The 16,999-nt window shown below is 40.9% G+C and carries 10 protein-coding genes; all 10 read left to right on the top strand.

What is annotated here, in order from left to right:
- Window positions 1–149 precede the first annotated feature (149 nt).
- The gene (locus tag D8844_RS00945) at window positions 150–833 is read left to right on the top strand and encodes an amino acid ABC transporter permease (protein ID WP_001011622.1); all 684 of its coding nucleotides are present in this window, start codon (window positions 150–152) and stop codon (window positions 831–833) included.
- Window positions 833–1,567: an amino acid ABC transporter ATP-binding protein gene (locus tag D8844_RS00940; RefSeq protein ID WP_000140925.1), complete on the top strand. Its 735-nt coding sequence runs from the start codon at window positions 833–835 to the stop codon at window positions 1,565–1,567. The genes D8844_RS00945 and D8844_RS00940 overlap by 1 nt, the downstream gene beginning before the upstream one ends.
- A gap of 33 nt (window positions 1,568–1,600) precedes the next feature.
- On the top strand, window positions 1,601–1,921 hold the full coding sequence (locus D8844_RS00935) for a TfoX/Sxy family protein (RefSeq protein ID WP_125421179.1): 321 nt from the start codon (window positions 1,601–1,603) through the stop codon (window positions 1,919–1,921).
- A gap of 148 nt (window positions 1,922–2,069) precedes the next feature.
- Window positions 2,070–2,927: a bifunctional methylenetetrahydrofolate dehydrogenase/methenyltetrahydrofolate cyclohydrolase gene (locus tag D8844_RS00930; protein WP_000057229.1), complete on the top strand. Its 858-nt coding sequence runs from the start codon at window positions 2,070–2,072 to the stop codon at window positions 2,925–2,927.
- Window positions 2,928–2,931: 4 nt separating this feature from the next.
- Window positions 2,932–3,705: an HAD hydrolase family protein gene (locus tag D8844_RS00925; protein WP_125421176.1), complete on the top strand. Its 774-nt coding sequence runs from the start codon at window positions 2,932–2,934 to the stop codon at window positions 3,703–3,705.
- 343 nt (window positions 3,706–4,048) lie between these two features.
- On the top strand, window positions 4,049–11,158 hold the full coding sequence (locus D8844_RS00920) for an SIALI-17 repeat-containing surface protein (protein ID WP_125421173.1): 7,110 nt from the start codon (window positions 4,049–4,051) through the stop codon (window positions 11,156–11,158).
- 178 nt (window positions 11,159–11,336) lie between these two features.
- A complete protein-coding gene (locus D8844_RS00915) occupies window positions 11,337–12,188 on the top strand; it encodes an NAD(P)H-hydrate dehydratase (protein ID WP_125421170.1) in 852 nt (283 codons plus the stop codon).
- A gap of 199 nt (window positions 12,189–12,387) precedes the next feature.
- Window positions 12,388–14,877 (top strand): bifunctional DnaQ family exonuclease/ATP-dependent helicase, encoded by a 2,490-nt coding sequence (locus D8844_RS00910; protein ID WP_376739307.1) that lies wholly within the window; start codon window positions 12,388–12,390, stop codon window positions 14,875–14,877.
- A 5-nt stretch (window positions 14,878–14,882) separates the two neighbouring features.
- Window positions 14,883–16,106, top strand: coding sequence for an FtsW/RodA/SpoVE family cell cycle protein (locus tag D8844_RS00905; protein WP_125421164.1), 1,224 nt, complete (start codon window positions 14,883–14,885; stop codon window positions 16,104–16,106).
- Between the two features lie 10 nt (window positions 16,107–16,116).
- Complete coding sequence (locus tag D8844_RS00900) at window positions 16,117–16,671, top strand: DJ-1 family glyoxalase III (RefSeq protein WP_125421161.1); 555 nt, start codon at window positions 16,117–16,119, stop codon at window positions 16,669–16,671.
- The last annotated feature ends 328 nt before the right edge of the window (window positions 16,672–16,999 follow it).

Here is a 16,999-nt window from a genome sequence, read left to right as displayed (position 1 = left end):
ACAAGAGGTAGTTGACTAGAAAAAAACTGTGATTTCTCTCTATTTCTCTATTCTATCAAGTTAATTGTTAAAATTAGAGAAAAAAGATTGCATTTTAATTCAATTTATGTTATAATCATACAATCTAATACATAGAAAGTTGATTGAATATGAATTTTTCTTTTTTACCAAAGTATTTACCGTATTTTAACTATGGTGCTCTGATTACCGTATTGATTTCCATCCTTGTTGTCTGCTTAGGGACCATTATAGGTGTGTTACTGGCCTTTGCCCAACGTTCACGCTTTAAACCGCTCGTTTGGTTTGCAAATGTCTATGTTTGGATCTTCCGTGGGACGCCTATGATGGTTCAAATAATGATTGCCTTTGCTCTTATGCATATCAATGCTCCGACTATTCAAGTGGGAATTTTAGGAGTTGATCTTTCTCGTTTGATTCCTGGTATTCTGATTATTTCTATGAACAGTGGTGCTTACGTTTCAGAAACTGTTCGTGCGGGGATCAATGCCGTTCCTAAAGGGCAGTTAGAGGCCGCTTACTCTCTTGGTATTCGTCCGAAAAATGCCATGCGTTATGTTATCTTGCCACAAGCTATCAAGAATATTTTGCCAGCATTGGGAAATGAATTTATTACCATTATCAAGGATAGTTCGCTTTTGTCAGCGATTGGGGTGATGGAGTTGTGGAATGGTGCAACGACAGTAGCGACAACAACTTATTTACCGTTGACTCCCCTTTTATTTGCAGCCTTTTACTATTTGATTATGACCTCTGTTTTGACAGTGGCGTTGAAAGCATTTGAAAAACATATTGGACAAGGAGACAAGAAATAATGACAGAAACCTTGATTAAAATTGAAGAACTACATAAGTCTTTTGGGAAAAATGAAGTTTTAAAAGGCATTAACCTTGAGATTAAACGAGGAGAAGTTGTGGTCATTATCGGTCCGTCAGGGAGCGGGAAATCAACCCTCCTTCGTTCGATGAATCTCCTTGAAGAAGCAAGTAAAGGTAAGGTTATCTTTGAAGGAGTTGATATCACAGATAAGAAAAATGATCTTTTTGCTATGCGTGAAAAGATGGGGATGGTATTCCAACAATTCAACCTCTTTCCCAATATGACAGTGATGGAAAATATCACTTTGTCACCAATTAAAACCAAAGGTGAAAGCAAGGAAGTTGCGGAGAAAAGAGCACAGGAACTGTTAGAAAAAGTTGGCTTGCCAGATAAGGCGACGGCCTATCCTCAGAGTTTGTCAGGTGGTCAGCAGCAACGGATTGCCATTGCACGTGGACTTGCTATGGAACCAGATGTTTTGCTCTTTGATGAGCCGACTTCAGCCCTAGATCCTGAGATGGTTGGAGAAGTTCTAGCTGTTATGCAAGACCTTGCCAAGTCAGGGATGACTATGGTGATTGTGACTCATGAAATGGGCTTTGCGCGTGAGGTAGCAGACCGTGTTATCTTTATGGCGGATGGAGTTGTTGTCGAAGATGGAACACCAGAGGAGATTTTCGATCAAACAAAAGAACAACGGACCAAGGAATTTTTGAGTAAGGTTTTGTAAGACCTCATTTTTAGAAGAAATGGAGTAGGCATCATGGCATCCAGTAAAGAGTATTTAGATTTTATTCTCGAACAGCTATCAGAGTCAGAGGAGATGAGTTATCGTCCAATGATGGGAGAGTATATTCTTTATTATCGTGGAAAGATTATTGGAGAAATCTACGATAATCGTCTGTTACTGAAGCCTGTGAAGCTGGTCTTGGATCAACTGGGACAGACTAGGCTTGAATGTCCTTATGAAGGAGCTAAGGAGATGATTTTGATAGAAGACATTGAAGATAAATCATTTCTAATGAGATTAATCAAGGAGATGTATGAAGTCTTACCGGCTCCAAAAGTCAAAAAGAAAGCGTGACAAGTTTACCTAGTATAAATAGGCATAAAAGCTCGATAAGGGCTTTTTCTTATAGTTTCAGACTATAAGGTCCATTAGGCAAGAAGTGTTAGAATGGCGAGTTATTTTTTGATATAATAGAGGATATTTGATAGAAAAGAGAAGAGATATGGCACAGATTATTGATGGGAAGGCTCTTGCAGCTAAGTTACAAGGACAGTTGGCTGAAAAGACGGCCAAACTAAAAGAAGAAACAGGTCTAGTTCCAGGATTGGTAGTGATTTTGGTGGGGGACAATCCTGCCAGCCAAGTCTACGTTCGCAACAAGGAACGGTCAGCTCTCGCTGCTGGCTTCCGTAGTGAAGTCGTGCGAGTTCCAGAGACCATTACCCAAGCTGAATTGTTAGACTTGATTGCCAAATACAATCAAGATACAGCTTGGCATGGGATTTTAGTTCAATTACCTTTGCCAAAACATATCGATGAAGAGGCAGTGTTATTAGCCATTGACCCCGAAAAAGACGTGGATGGTTTCCATCCCCTAAACATGGGTCGCCTCTGGTCTGGTCATCCAGTTATGATTCCTTCGACACCTGCAGGAATTATGGAAATGTTTCATGAATATGGGATTGATCTAGAAGGTAAAAATGCGGTTGTTATCGGTCGTTCCAACATCGTTGGGAAACCGATGGCTCAGCTTCTTTTGGCTAAAAATGCAACAGTGACCTTGACCCACTCACGCACCCATCATCTTGCCAAAGTGGCTGCTAAGGCGGATATCCTTGTCGTTGCAATCGGTCGCGCCAAGTTTGTGACTGCTGACTTCGTCAAACCAGGAGCGGTTGTCATTGACGTTGGGATGAACCGAGATGAAAATGGCAAGCTTTGTGGAGATGTTGATTATGATGCTGTTGCACCACTTGCTAGTCACATCACACCTGTACCTGGTGGAGTTGGTCCTATGACTATTACCATGCTAATGGAGCAAACCTATCAGGCAGCGCTTCGAACACTAAATAAGGACTAGAAAGATGAAATTCGTATTTGACCTGGATGGAACGCTATCTTTTGACTACATGACCATAGATGAGGAGATTAAGCAGGTTCTTTTAAAGGCTGAAGATTATGGACATGAGCTTGTGTTTGCCTCAGCCCGCTCTTATCGGGATTGTTTGGGTTTATTAGGCCCTGAACTCAGTCAGCGCTTGGTCATAGGATTGAATGGTGGCGTAGCCTATCATCTGGGGCAGGCTATCTTCGAAAGGAATCTCGATGCTAGAGTTTATCAGGCGCTAGTGGATTATTGCCAGACTTATAATCTCCCTTTCTTTGTAGATGATTGCTTTGACTATAGTGGTCAGATTGTAGAGAAGATTCCATTTATTTCCAGTGTGGATCCCCTAAAGGTAGCTCGTCATCAGAAACTCGAGGACTTAGGGACTCCGATTAAGGTAGTCGTTTATATGGGTGACCACGAGGATTTGCTTGATGATCTGCTTGGTCAGCTAGAAAGACTAGGACAGGCTCATCTCTCCTATCATGCGCATGAAAAGTGCCTTTATGTTAATCCCTTGGATACTTATAAGGCAACAACTGTTGAAAAGTTATGTGGGGAGAACTTCATCGCTTTTGGCAATGACCAAAACGATATTGAACTGTTTAAAACGTCGCTCTATTCAGTCCAGATAGGAGATTTTGCTGGTCTTACTCCATATGCAGATGACACGTTAGAGATAAAAGGAGCTCCTTCTCCAGCAGTTGCTGCTAAAATCTTACAGACTTTTGCGGAATTTAAGGGAAAATAGTGTAGAAGGAGGTTCGCCTTCTTTTTATGTAGAGTAATGCAGTCTATAAACTATAAATTTGAAGTTTGAAAAAGATATTAATGGAATTCAATTTGTAGTAGAAAGAGTCTAGAACCGAAAGCTATTTTCATTGCAACTATTCCTTTTAAATGCCCCCTTCTTATATATCATTTTATTGGGTTAAATTAATGGAAAATAATTGCAATTTAAGGTGCCTTTTGATATATTTAATATATAAAATACATTATAAAACTTGGTACTTGTTTGTGTATTCAGAAGGAGGTTATTTTTTAAAATAAAGTAAACGCTTACTTTGTATCAAGAAAAAGAAATGAGGATTTTAATGAACAAAACACTTTTTGATAAACGTTGTCATTATAGCATTCGTAAATTTGCAATAGGTGCGGCATCTGTAATGATTGGGGCTAGTATATTTGGTATTTCTGCTGTACAAGCTGAGGAGGTGGATTCATCCAATGCTAAAACAGAAGAAACAACTGTTCATCAAGCTCAACCTTTAGATAAGCTTCCCGATGATGTGGTAGCTGCTATTGCAAAGGCTGATGAGAATGGTGGGCGTGAGTTTGTAAAACCAAAAGCTGAATCGGCAGAAGACAAAGTGACTAAGGATACAGAACCTACTACACCTACTAACGAGAGTAGTCGTGAATTGGTTAGTCCTAAAGGGGAAACTCCAAATAAAGTAGAAGAAGGAACTAAGGTTGAGGACAAACAGAAATCTGAAGAGGCAAAGCCAAAGCCTGTTGAATCTGCAGTAAAAGCTGGAACAGAAGTAAAAGAGGATTCTAAAAAAACTTCTGAAAAGGACCAAGTGAAAGCAGACACAGAGATCAAATCTTCTTCTGAAAAATCGCAAGTGCTGTCTAGAGAGTCAAACAAAGCCGAAGTTGAAAAGGAAAAACAGCTATTATCGGAACGAAAACAAGATTTTAATAAAGATTGGTATTTTAAACTAAATGCCCAAGGAGATTTTTCAAAAAAAGATGTGGATGTTCATGATTGGTCTAAATTGAATCTTCCTCATGATTGGAGTATTTATTTTGACTTTGATCACAAATCTCCCGCGCGTAATGAGGGTGGCCAGTTAAATGGTGGAACAGCTTGGTATCGTAAGACTTTCACATTAAATGAAGCTGACAAGAATAAGGATGTTCGTATCAATTTTGATGGGGTTTACATGGATTCAAAAGTCTATGTAAATGGTAAATTTGTCGGACATTATCCAAGTGGCTATAATCATTTTTCATATGATATCACAGAATTTTTAAACAAGGATGGTAGTGAAAATTCAATTACTGTTCAAGTGACCAATAAGCAACCAAGTAGTCGTTGGTATTCAGGAAGTGGGATTTATCGTGATGTAACCCTTAGTTATCGTGATAAAGTCCATGTTGCCGAAAATGGTAATCATATCACTACTCCAAAACTTGCTGAGCAAAAAGAAGGGAATGTTGAAACACAGGTTCAAAGTAAGATTAAAAATACGGATAAGAAGGCTGCTAAAGTCTTTGTGGAACAACAAATTTTTACTAAGGAAGGTAAGGTTGTTTCAGAATTAGTCCGCTCTGAAACGAAGAATTTAGCAGAAAATGAAACTGCAGATTTCAGACAAACAATCCTAGTTAATAAACCAACTCTTTGGACGACAAAAAGTTATCATCCTCAACTGTATGTGTTGAAAACAAAGGTTTATAAAGAAGGTCAACTAGTTGATGTAACAGAAGATACATTTGGTTACCGTTATTTCAATTGGACTGCTGAGGAAGGTTTCTCTCTGAATGGTGAACGCATGAAATTCCACGGAGTAAGTATTCACCATGACAATGGAGCCTTGGGGGCAGAAGAGAATTATAAGGCTACCTATCGTAAATTAAAACTCTTGAAAGATATGGGGGTTAACTCTATTCGAACAACCCACAATCCAGCGAGTCCTCAGTTGCTTGATGCTGCAGCTAGTTTAGGTCTTTTGGTTCAAGAGGAAGCTTTTGATACTTGGTATGGTGGCAAGAAGACTTTCGACTATGGACGGTTCTTTGATCAAGATGCAACTCATCCGGAGGCTAAGAAGGGTGAGAAGTGGTCTGATTTTGATCTCAGAACAATGGTAGAACGTGATAAGAACAATCCGTCTATCGTCATGTGGTCTCTTGGAAATGAAGTAGAGGAGGCAAATGGTAGTCCTCGTTCTATCGAAACTGCTAAACGCTTGAAGGCAGTTATCAAAGCGATTGATACTGAGCGTTATGTAACCATGGGGGAAAACAAATTTAGTCGTGCAGCGACAGGTGATTTCTTGAAACTCGCAGAAATTATGGATGCTGTCGGTATGAACTATGGTGAACGTAATTATGATGCTGTTCGTAGAGCGCATCCAGACTGGCTCATTTATGGTTCTGAAACCTCTTCAGCTACTAGGACGCGTGATTCTTATTATAACCCTGCTCAAATCCTTGGACATGACAATCGTCCAAATCGTCACTATGAACAATCTGACTATGGTAATGACCGTGTTGGATGGGGAAGAACAGCTACTGAATCATGGACTTTTGACCGTGATCGTGCTGGCTATGCTGGACAATTTATCTGGACAGGAATTGACTATATTGGAGAACCGACTCCATGGCATAACCAAGATAGTACACCTGTCAAGAGCTCTTACTTTGGTATTATTGATACAGCTGGTTTACCAAAGAATGATTTCTACCTTTACCGTAGTGAATGGTATAGTGCTAAAGAAAAGCCAACTGTTCGCATTTTACCACATTGGAACTGGACTGAAGAGACCCTTAAGGATCGCAAGATGCTGATTGATGGAAAGGTTCCGGTTCGTACCTTCTCAAATGCTGCAAGCGTCGAATTGTTCTTAAATGGAGAGTCGCTTGGTAAAAAGGAATTTACTAAGAAAAGGACAGAAGATGGACGTCCATATCATGAGGGAGCTAAACCAAGTGAATTGTATCTTGAGTGGCTTGTGAAATACCAACCAGGCACACTGACTGCGATTGCTCGAGATGAAAATGGCAACGAAATTGCGCGTGATAGTGTGACAACTGCTGGGGAGCCAGCAAGAGTTCGTCTGACTAAAGAAGAGCATGTTATCACTGCAGATGGAAAGGACCTATCCTACATCCATTATGAAATTGTTGATGGCGATGGTAATGTGGTTCCTACAGCTAACAATCTTGTTCATTTCAATCTTCATGGTCAGGGACAAATCGTTGGTGTGGATAATGGAGAACAAGCTAGTCGTGAACGCTACAAAGCTCAAGCAGATGGAACATGGCAAAGACGTGCTTTCAATGGTAAAGGGGTTGTCATTGTAAAATCAACAGAAAAAGAAGGTAAATTTACTCTTTATGCAGATTCTGCTGGTTTGACATCTGATAGCGCAACGGTCGCAACGGTGTCTGGTAAGAAAGAAAATCGTCACTTTGTAGCCTTTGCTCCTGTAAAAGCAACAACTGATGTGACGACAAATCCTGAATTACCTCAAACAGTAACAGCTATTTATAGTGATGGTAGTATTGAGGAAAAGACTGTAACTTGGGAAATGCCATCTGACTTGCTTACAAGCGCAGGTGAGAAAAAAGTATCTGGACGTGTAGAAGGTTTAGAAACTAAAGCTGAGGCACTTGTTAAAGTGATTGCTTTAGATAGATGGTTACCAAAAGTTGCTACAGTCCCAGTTGGAACGAATGCGGCTGATTTGGATAAAACGGTCACAGCTGTTCTGACAGATGGTAGCTTGATTTATACTGATGTTGTTTCTTGGACCTTGAAAGACCCTGCTGCTTTGAACAAGGAAGGTGGACGTACGGAGGCTACTGGTAAATTGGTAGATGACGACCGTGAAGTGACTGCAACCTTTATCGCAAGTAGTAAGGAAACAACAAGTAGCATTACAGGACTTACTGTTGGGGATAAAGCTCTTGAGAATTTTGAGTCTGGCAAGACCTATTACCGTGTATCCCTTCCTTACACTGCAACTATTCCAAGTGTTGGAGCTCAGACTACCGGGTATCAAGTAACTGTTCAGCAAGCTTCTGCTGATAATGGTTATCAGGCTTCTGTCTTCTTGAGTGACCAAAAGGGTGACTTGGTTCAAACTTACTTAATTCAGTTTGTGAAGGAAGCTCCTGCTTTGAAACGTTTGGAAGTGGTTGTAGAAGGAAAAGAAACTGCCACTGAAGATCAAGTATTAACTTATCACGTCATTGGTCGTTATGAGGATGGTTCACAAACAGAGTTTTCGGCTTCAGATATTCACTTAGAAGCTAAATCATCTGATGGGGGACATCTTGAGGTGAATGGTCAGAATCTATTGCTCTATACTAAGGGAAGAGTGACTTTGACACCTCGAATCGATAATCAAACAGAGAAAACAGAATCTGTAACTACTGAAGTGGTGATTAAAGAAAATAAAGTCAGCAAGAAGATTGTGAAACTTCATCCTGTGTCTGTTTCTACAGATATCAATCAGCAACCGAATCTACCTAAAGAAGTTGGAGCAGAATTTGATAAGGGCTTGCCACGCAAAGTATCTGTAGCTTGGGATAAGGTAGATGAAAAAGAGTTGGGGCACTATCATAGCTTTACGCTTAAAGGACATGTGGAAGGCACAGATATTGAAGCTCAAGCGACTGTAACGGTTGAAGGATTGCAAGTTGCAGAGGAAATCAGTCTCACAGTACCTAAGGGTGAGACGGTTCAATTGCCAGCTAATGTTCGGGCTTACCATTCTAACGGAACAACTATCTATAAAGATGTTGTTTGGGATCAGGTTCCAGCCAACTTTAGTCAAACTGAAGGGGTCTATGAAATCAATGGTCGTTTAGTAGGTAGCAATCTGACAACTAAAGCTCATGTTCGAGTATCTAGTCAAGTGGTTGCTGGAAATAATATCTCTAAACAATGGACAGGTTCACAATTACCAGCTGCCATTGTATCCAATACAGGAGGAGATGACACAGCCAACACCTTGAACGATTTGACTGTATCAAGAACGCCATCAGATGCTAAAAATAGATGGACTACTTGGAGAACAAATACTGATAATGACTGGGCTTCTATCTTATTTGGTAATTCAGGAGACTTGACGAAGCGTTTTGTCAACAATTTGTCGGTTGATTTCTATACTGATGGAGCAATTGGTCTTCCAAAAGAATATGTAGTTGAATATTATGTAGGTAAAGAAATTCCAGATTTACCAAGTGATGTCAGTCATGCGCAACGAGATAGCAATCATCCATTTAATAATCCAGAAAATTGGAAAGCAGTTGAGAACTTGCATGCTCCAGGTCAGCTATCTGCAACTCAAACAAATCACTTCACATTTGATAAGGTCGAAACCTACGCTGTTCGTATTCGTATGAAGAAGGCTGATGGAACTTCAGGTGTTGGTCTGACAGAGCTAACTGTCCTTGGAAACAAGGTAGTAAGCTCTACAAGTTCAGAGATTTCTATCAAGGTAGATGGCAAGGATCTTGAACACTTTAATCCATCTAAGACCGATTACTATATTCCTCAATCTAGCAAAGAAATCACTGCAACAGCTAGCAATAATGGTTTGGTAACAGTTGTTCCTGCAACCAGTCCAAAAGGTGCAACACGTCTCATCTTAAAAGCAGAAGATGGTACGGTATTGAAAGAATATAGAATCTTCCGCAATGATGAGAGAGAAACTAGTCAACCTCTTGCTGCAGAAAATAGTGCTAAAATCTTGAATGTTGGAGATGCTCTTCAACTTCCTTCAGAAGTCACTGTTTATTACCCAACTTCAACTACTTGGACTACAGATAAACTGGCAGTGAAATGGGATGCTATTCCTGAACATGCAACAGAGCATGAGGGAACATTTGAAATTACCGGTCATGTCATTGGTACAAATCTAACGACTAAAATGCAGGTGACAGTTGTTTCTAAAGGAAATCAAGTCATTTCAGAAAATCCAAGCAACAATGAAACGGATTCTAAAGCCTTTGCTTCGACAACGAACGATACACAAGCAGCTTCACATGATCGAATTTTCTATATCAATGATGGAAAATACAATGAAGATGGACGTTGGACAAACTGGTCTCGTACTCCGAAAAATGAAGAAACTTCTGTCGGACTACTCTTTAAGAAGGACGGTAAAATTGCCACCCAATCTATTGGAAAAGTAGCTATTCAGTTCTTTAAAGATAGTGGAACAGATGCCCCAGAGAAAATGGTTCTAGAAAGATATATTGGCCCTGCCTTTACAGAACCAAGTACGATTTCTCGTTATGAAGAAAATGCTGACCATCCATTCAACAAGGCAGAAAATTGGGCACCTATTCCTTACAAAGCTTCTGGAGAATTAGTAGCTGGTAAACCAATCGAGTTTAATTTTGATCCGGTTCAAACGACAGCAATTCGTGCTCGCATGACTCGTAAGGCTACTACCAATGGTCTTGCACTTGTAGAATTTACAGCCTACTCTGCAGGCAAGGGAGCAGAAGTGGAAACACCATCAGCGACTATTTCGATTGACGGAAAAGCATTGGAAAACTTTGATCCAAATGTGACAGATTACACTCTAACAACAATGGGTTCAAAACCAAAAGTCACTGCAACAACTAGTGGACATGGAGTAGTTACAGTTGTGGATTCTGGAAATGCCAATCTTCCAACACTGGTTCGTCTTGTTTCCAAAGATGGAAATCTGGTGAAAGAATATCGTTTACACTTTAAGTCTACCTTCCAAACAACACCAACAGAAGGCGTTAAGAACTTAGTAGTAGAAACTCCAAGTTTGGAAATTGAAAAGACTCCGCTTCCGTTTAAAGAAGTTATTCGTGAAAACCCTGAACTTGCTCAAGGTCAACGTCGTATCGTTTCTGAAGGACAAGATGGAGAAAAAGTTGACTATATTCAAGTTTTGGGTACTACTAGAAGTCTTGTTCATTCTGAAGAAAGAAAGGCTCAGGATCGCATTGTTGAAGTAGGAGTGAAAGCATCTATTTCAAGTAGTAAAGGCGAGGAGCCTGCTCCAGTCAATGAAGTTCCAGAATTCAAAGGAGGTGCTAACTTTGTAGAAGCAGCAGTAAATGAAGTTCCAGAATACACAGGAATTCTAGCCACAGTAGGAGATCAAGCAGTACCAAGTGTTGAGAAACCTGAATTTAAGGGTGGCGTTAATGCTGTAATGGCTCTAGAACATAAACTTCCAGAGTACCGTGGTATTCTAGCTACAGTAGGTAATCAACCAGCACCGACAGTAGAAAAACCAGAGTTTAAACTAAGTTCGTTAGAAAAAGTTCAGACTCCAGAAACACCAGTTCAAGTTGCTAAGGAAGACAAGAGATTGCCAGAAACTGGTGAAAAACAGTCAGAAACAGCTGTTTTCTTGGCAGGTGTTACCTTGGCCTTGTCAGCAGCTTTATTAACTGCAAAACGCAAAGAGGATTAGTCTGTTCATTTAATACCAGATTAGTAGAAGATAAAAAATGAATCGATTACTTTCGTGTTTGGACGAAAGGAGAGTAGAGGGGCTTTGTCCCCTCTTTTTCTATATGAACGAATAGATTTATGTTCAAGATGCAAGGTGTATAGACTTTATAGTATAATGAATAGAGAGGAAAATAACGATGAAAGTGATTGATCAAGCCTTACTAGAAAAAGTCATTATTGAACGTTCTCGTACCAGTCATAAAGGAGACTATGGCCGTCTGCTCTTGCTGGGAGGGACCTATCCTTATGGGGGAGCTATCATCATGTCAGCCATTGCAGCTGTCAAAAGTGGGGCAGGTTTGGTGACTGTTGGCACGGATAAGGAGAATATTCCGGCTCTGCACAGTCATTTACCGGAGGCCATGGCATTTTCTCTTCAAGACCAGCAATTGTTAAAAGAGCAGTTGGAAAAGGCAGAAGTTGTCTTGTTAGGTCCGGGTTTGCGAGAGGATGCATTTGGAGAAGAACTCGTAAAACGGGTCTTTGACAGTCTCAGAAAAGACCAGATTTTGATTGCAGACGGCGGTGCTTTGGGCATCTTAGCAAACGGCCAGTTACCATTTCCTTCCAGTCAGCTCATTCTAACTCCCCACCAAAAGGAATGGGAAAGACTGTCTGGTATAGTTCTTGACCATCAAAATACAGAGACGACTGCTAGGGCTCTTTCAGCTTTTCCTCAAGAAACGATTCTTATCGAGAAGGGTCCAGCGACTCGTATCTGGCAAACAGGCAAACCTGAATACTATCAACTGGAGGTTGGAGGCCCCTATCAAGCAACCGGTGGGATGGGAGATACTTTGGCTGGGATGATTGCAGGTTTTGCAGGTCAGTTTCCACATGTCAATCTCTATGAACGCGTAGTAGTAGCGACCCATCTGCACTCAGCCATTGCCCAAGAACTAGCTCAAGAAAACTACCTTGTCTTGCCAACAGAAATTAGCAAGCTACTTCCGAGAGCAATGAAAAAAATATCTCAAAAAGGCAGCTAATATCTTGGTTGTCTTTTTATGTTGATGTAGCTTTGTTGATAAAGTTTTCAAATACCTCAGAACCAGCGACCAACTGCTGTACTTGCGTGAAATTCTCACTTTTAAGGTCTTGATTTTTACTCAAACTCGCAAGGAAAGCGAGATTGTTATCAAAGTTGAGGGGTGTCAAATCATGCTTTTTTTGATATAATTTTTAATGATGAATGCGAGAAATGATCGGTATGTGGTGGTTGATTTAGAAGCGACCAGCACCGGAAGCAAGGCAAAAATTATTCAAGTAGGCATTGTGGTGATTGAGAATGGTGAAATCATCGATCAGTATGCGACCGATGTCAATCCCCACGAACCCTTGGATTCTCATATCAAAGAATTAACGGGTCTGACCGATCAGCGTTTGGCTGCGGCACCAGAGTTTTCTCAGGTGGCCGGAAAAATTTTTGAATTGGTTAAGGACGGTATTTTTGTTGCGCACAATGTACAGTTTGATGCCAACCTTCTTGCGGAATTTCTCTTTTTTGAAGGATATGAATTGCGTACACCGCGGGTAGATACTGTTGAGCTAGCCCAAGTTCTATATCCTCAGTTTGAAAAATACAATCTAGGTATCCTTTGTCAAGAGTTGGGCATTGAGCTGGAACATGCCCATACTGCCCTGTCAGATGCTCAGGCAACAGCTGAACTCTTGCTTTACATGCGTCAAAAACTATTTGAGTTACCAAAAGGGCTCTTAGAAAGTTTGCTAAAACTTGCAGACAACCTTCTCTATGAAAGTTATCTGGTGATTGAGGAGGTCTATCAGCAACAATCTCTCTTATCTTCGCCCGACTTGATGGAACTTCATGGGTTTTTCCTCCGAAAGGAAAGCAAAGCCTTAGTCCCACGAAAATTATCTAAAGATTTTGCTAAAAATATTTCTTTATTGGGGCTGGAGGAGCGTCCACAACAACTGGAATTTGCGGAGAAGATTGAGCAATTATTGGAAGAACACCAGACATCCTTTATCCAAGCTCAAACGGGACTGGGCAAGACTTATGGTTATCTCCTCCCTGCTTTGAACTTGGAGAGTCAAGCAGGTATCCTAGTGAGCGTTCCGACCAAAATTCTTCAAAATCAAATCATGCAAGAAGAAGGTCAGCGCTTAAAAGAGGTCTTCCATATGGAGATTCATAGTCTCAAGGGGCCTCAAAATTACTTGAAATTGGATGCTTTTCACCAAGTCCTCCATCGACCGGAGTCCAATCGCCTTTTCACACGTTTTAAAATGCAACTGCTCATCTGGTTAACAGAGACAGAGACTGGTGACTTGGACGAAATCGGGCAGCTTTATCGCTACCAGCACTTTCTGCCAGAACTAGTCCACGATGGCAAGCTTTCAAAGAAAAGTTTATTTGCCACAGAGGATTTTTGGAAACGAGGGCAGGAAAAAGCCAAGACCAGTCGTGTTCTCTTGACCAATCATGCCTATCTGGTCACTCGTTTGGAAGACAATCCGGAGTTTGTCGACAACCGTTTGGTGATCTTGGATGAAGCTCAAAAAATGCTGCTAGCTCTCGAAAATCTAGCCCAGCAGGCTTATCGTCTTGAGGATCTTGTAACCCAGCTTGATAAGTCCTTGGAGACAGAGGAAGATTTGGTTCAGAAACGCTTGCTTGAGAGTATAGGTTTTGAATGTCGATACTTGATGGAGCACTATCAATCAGGTCTTAAGAATGGAAAGTGGTTGGATTCTCTTGAAGAGTTGCGCCAGCATTTTTCGGAGTTAGCTCTCCCAGAGTATAGAGAGATTGCAAACTTTTTCACCTCGGACCGTGAATTTTGGCTTGCTACAGCAGAGAAATCGAGCAAGGATGTCTTGATTTGTTCAAGTAAAAAAGGCCGCTTTATACTAGCAGACTTATTGCCAGAAGATTGTAGGCTCCTAGGAGTATCGGCTACTCTTGAAATCAGCAATCGGGTTTCCTTAGCAGATTTATTGGGATTTCCGGATGCTCCACTTGTTAAGCTTGATGTAGCAAAACAGGAGCAACAAGAAGTCTTTCTAGTCAATGATTTTCCTCTTGTGACAGAAGTTTCGCCTTTTGACTATGCTAGTGAAGTGGCTTCTGTCATTCGAAGCTTACAAGCCTTTCAAGAACCCTTATTGGTTTTGTTTACCTCAAAAGAGATGTTGCTGGCAGTTTCGGACCTGCTAGACCAACCTCATCTAGCTCAGTATAAAAATGGGGAACCAAGCCAACTGAAAAAACGTTTTGAAAAAGGCGAACGCCAGATCTTGCTTGGAACAGGTAGTTTCTGGGAAGGGGTTGATTTTTCAACCCATCCTTGCGTGATCCAAGTGATTCCGAGATTGCCTTTCCAAAATCCCCAAGAACCGTTAACCAAAAAATTAAATCAAGAGCTGCGTCAAGAAGGGAAAAATCCTTTTTATGATTATCAGTTGCCGATGGCGATCATTCGGTTAAAACAAGCCCTGGGCCGTACTGTTAGACGATCTGACCAAGGTTCGGTTGCTGTTATCTTAGACAGTCGTGTCGTCAGCAAGCGTTACGGCAAACAAATCGCTCAGGCCTTGTCAAAAGAAAGGGCTGTTCAGGTTCTTTCTAGAGAACAGCTAGAGCCTGCTGTAGTTGATTTTCTCCAATCCCGTCGCAATAGAATGAAAGAAAAATCCCAGAAAGAGAAAAGGTAAAAAATATGAAACGTTCCTTCGACTCTCGAGTCGATTATAGCCTCCTCCTACCAGTGTTTTGTTTACTGGTGATTGGAGTAGTGGCCATTTATATAGCAGTTAGTCATGACTATCCAAATAATGTATTACCAATTCTAGGTCAGCAAATCGCTTGGATTTCCTTGGGCCTTGTCATTGGTTTTGTGGTCATGTTCTTTAATACCGAGTTTTTATGGAAGGTGACTCCCTATCTTTATGGTCTAGGGCTAGCTTTGATGGTCCTACCTCTTGTTTTCTACAATCCAAATCTTGTAGCGTCAACAGGTGCCAAGAACTGGGTATCGATTGGTGGAACGACGCTTTTCCAGCCATCGGAATTCATGAAGATTTCATATATCTTGATGTTGGCTCGAGCCATTGTAAGATTCACTCAAAAACACAAGGAATGGCGACGGACTATTCCCTTGGATTTCCTATTGATTGGTTGGATGATCGCCTTTACCATCCCAGTCTTGATCCTCTTAGCCCTACAAAGTGACTTGGGAACTGCCTTGGTTTTCGTAGCTATTTTTTCTGGTATGGTTCTCCTTTCAGGTGTTTCGTGGAAGATTATCATTCCGGTTTTTGCGACAGGAGTGACTGCTGTTGCAGGCTTTATGGCCATCTTTATAAGCAAGGATGGACGTGCCTTCTTGCATCAGATTGGGATGCCAACTTACCAGATCAATCGCATCTTGGCTTGGCTCAATCCCTTTGACTTTGCACAAACAACAACATATCAACAGGCGCAGGGACAAATTGCGATTGGAAGTGGTGGCTTGTTTGGACAAGGTTTCAATGTGTCCAATCTCCTCATTCCAGTACGTGAGAGTGATATGATTTTCACCGTAATTGCTGAAGATTTTGGCTTTATTGGTTCAGTCTTTGTGGTTGCCCTGTACTTGCTTCTCATCTACCGTATGTTGAAGATTACGCTCAGGTCAAATAACCAGTTCTACACCTACATTTCGACTGGTTTTATCATGATGTTGCTCTTCCATATCTTTGAAAATATCGGTGCCGTGACAGGCTTACTTCCTTTGACAGGGATTCCTCTGCCATTTATTTCTCAAGGGGGCTCCGCAATTATTAGTAACCTCATCGGTATCGGTCTCCTCTTGTCTATGAGTTACCAGACCAATCTAGCAGAAGAAAAGAGTGGAAAGATTCCATTCAAACGAAAGAAAGTCGTCCTAAAACAAATCAAATAAGGAGGCCACTATGGCAACAGTAGCAGTTATTTTAGCCCAGGGTTTTGAAGAAATTGAAGCCTTGACAGTAGTCGATGTCTTGCGTCGAGCAAACATTTCTTGTGATATGGTAGGATTTGAAGAGCAGGTGACAGGATCGCATGGCATTCAGGTAAAAGCCGACCGTATCTTTGATGGTGATTTGTCCGACTATGACTTGGTAGTTCTTCCAGGTGGCATGCCAGGATCAGCTCACCTACGGGATAATCCAGCACTCATTTCACAGATTAAAACCTTTGACCAAGCTGGAAAGAAAATTGCTGCCATCTGTGCAGCTCCAATCGCTCTCCATCAAGCAGGTGTCCTGAAAGACAAGCACTTCACCTGTTATGACGGAGTTCAGGAGCAAATTACTGACGGAATTTATCAAAAGCAAACAGTGGTTGTAGATGGCAATCTAACAACAAGCCGAGGACCGTCAACCGCACTTGCCTTTGCCTATAAGCTCGTAGAGCAATTAGGAGGAGATGCTGAAAGTTTACGAGACGGCATGCTCTATCGAGATGTCTTTGGAAATCAACAGTAAGACGAGAGTTCGGCTCTCGTTTTTTTATTTACTCCATTTCTAAAAAATGTTTCATATGATTGTCTTGCGATTTTATATCAAACTTTTATAAATCAATCAAGCTTTGTCTAGTATAAGAAGGAAATCAATCTCTAGAAATGTTAGTGTTTTCAAGTTGTTAGATAGAATACTTCAGATTGTTACTGAAATCAATAGATTCATGAAAAAGATAGAATATTCAATAAATGCTATATTAAAATGCTTTATCATGCGAATTAATCTGCTTGTATTAATTTGAAATATAAAGTACTTTCTCTGTAATATAATTGAAACGTGTTACTAGTATATT

This window comes from Streptococcus oralis, from assembly GCF_003942875.1.
GTDB lineage: Bacteria > Bacillota > Bacilli > Lactobacillales > Streptococcaceae > Streptococcus > Streptococcus oralis_BX.
The sequence above is the reverse complement of the archived record's forward strand: the minus strand, read 5'-3'. Positions and strand labels throughout refer to the sequence as shown.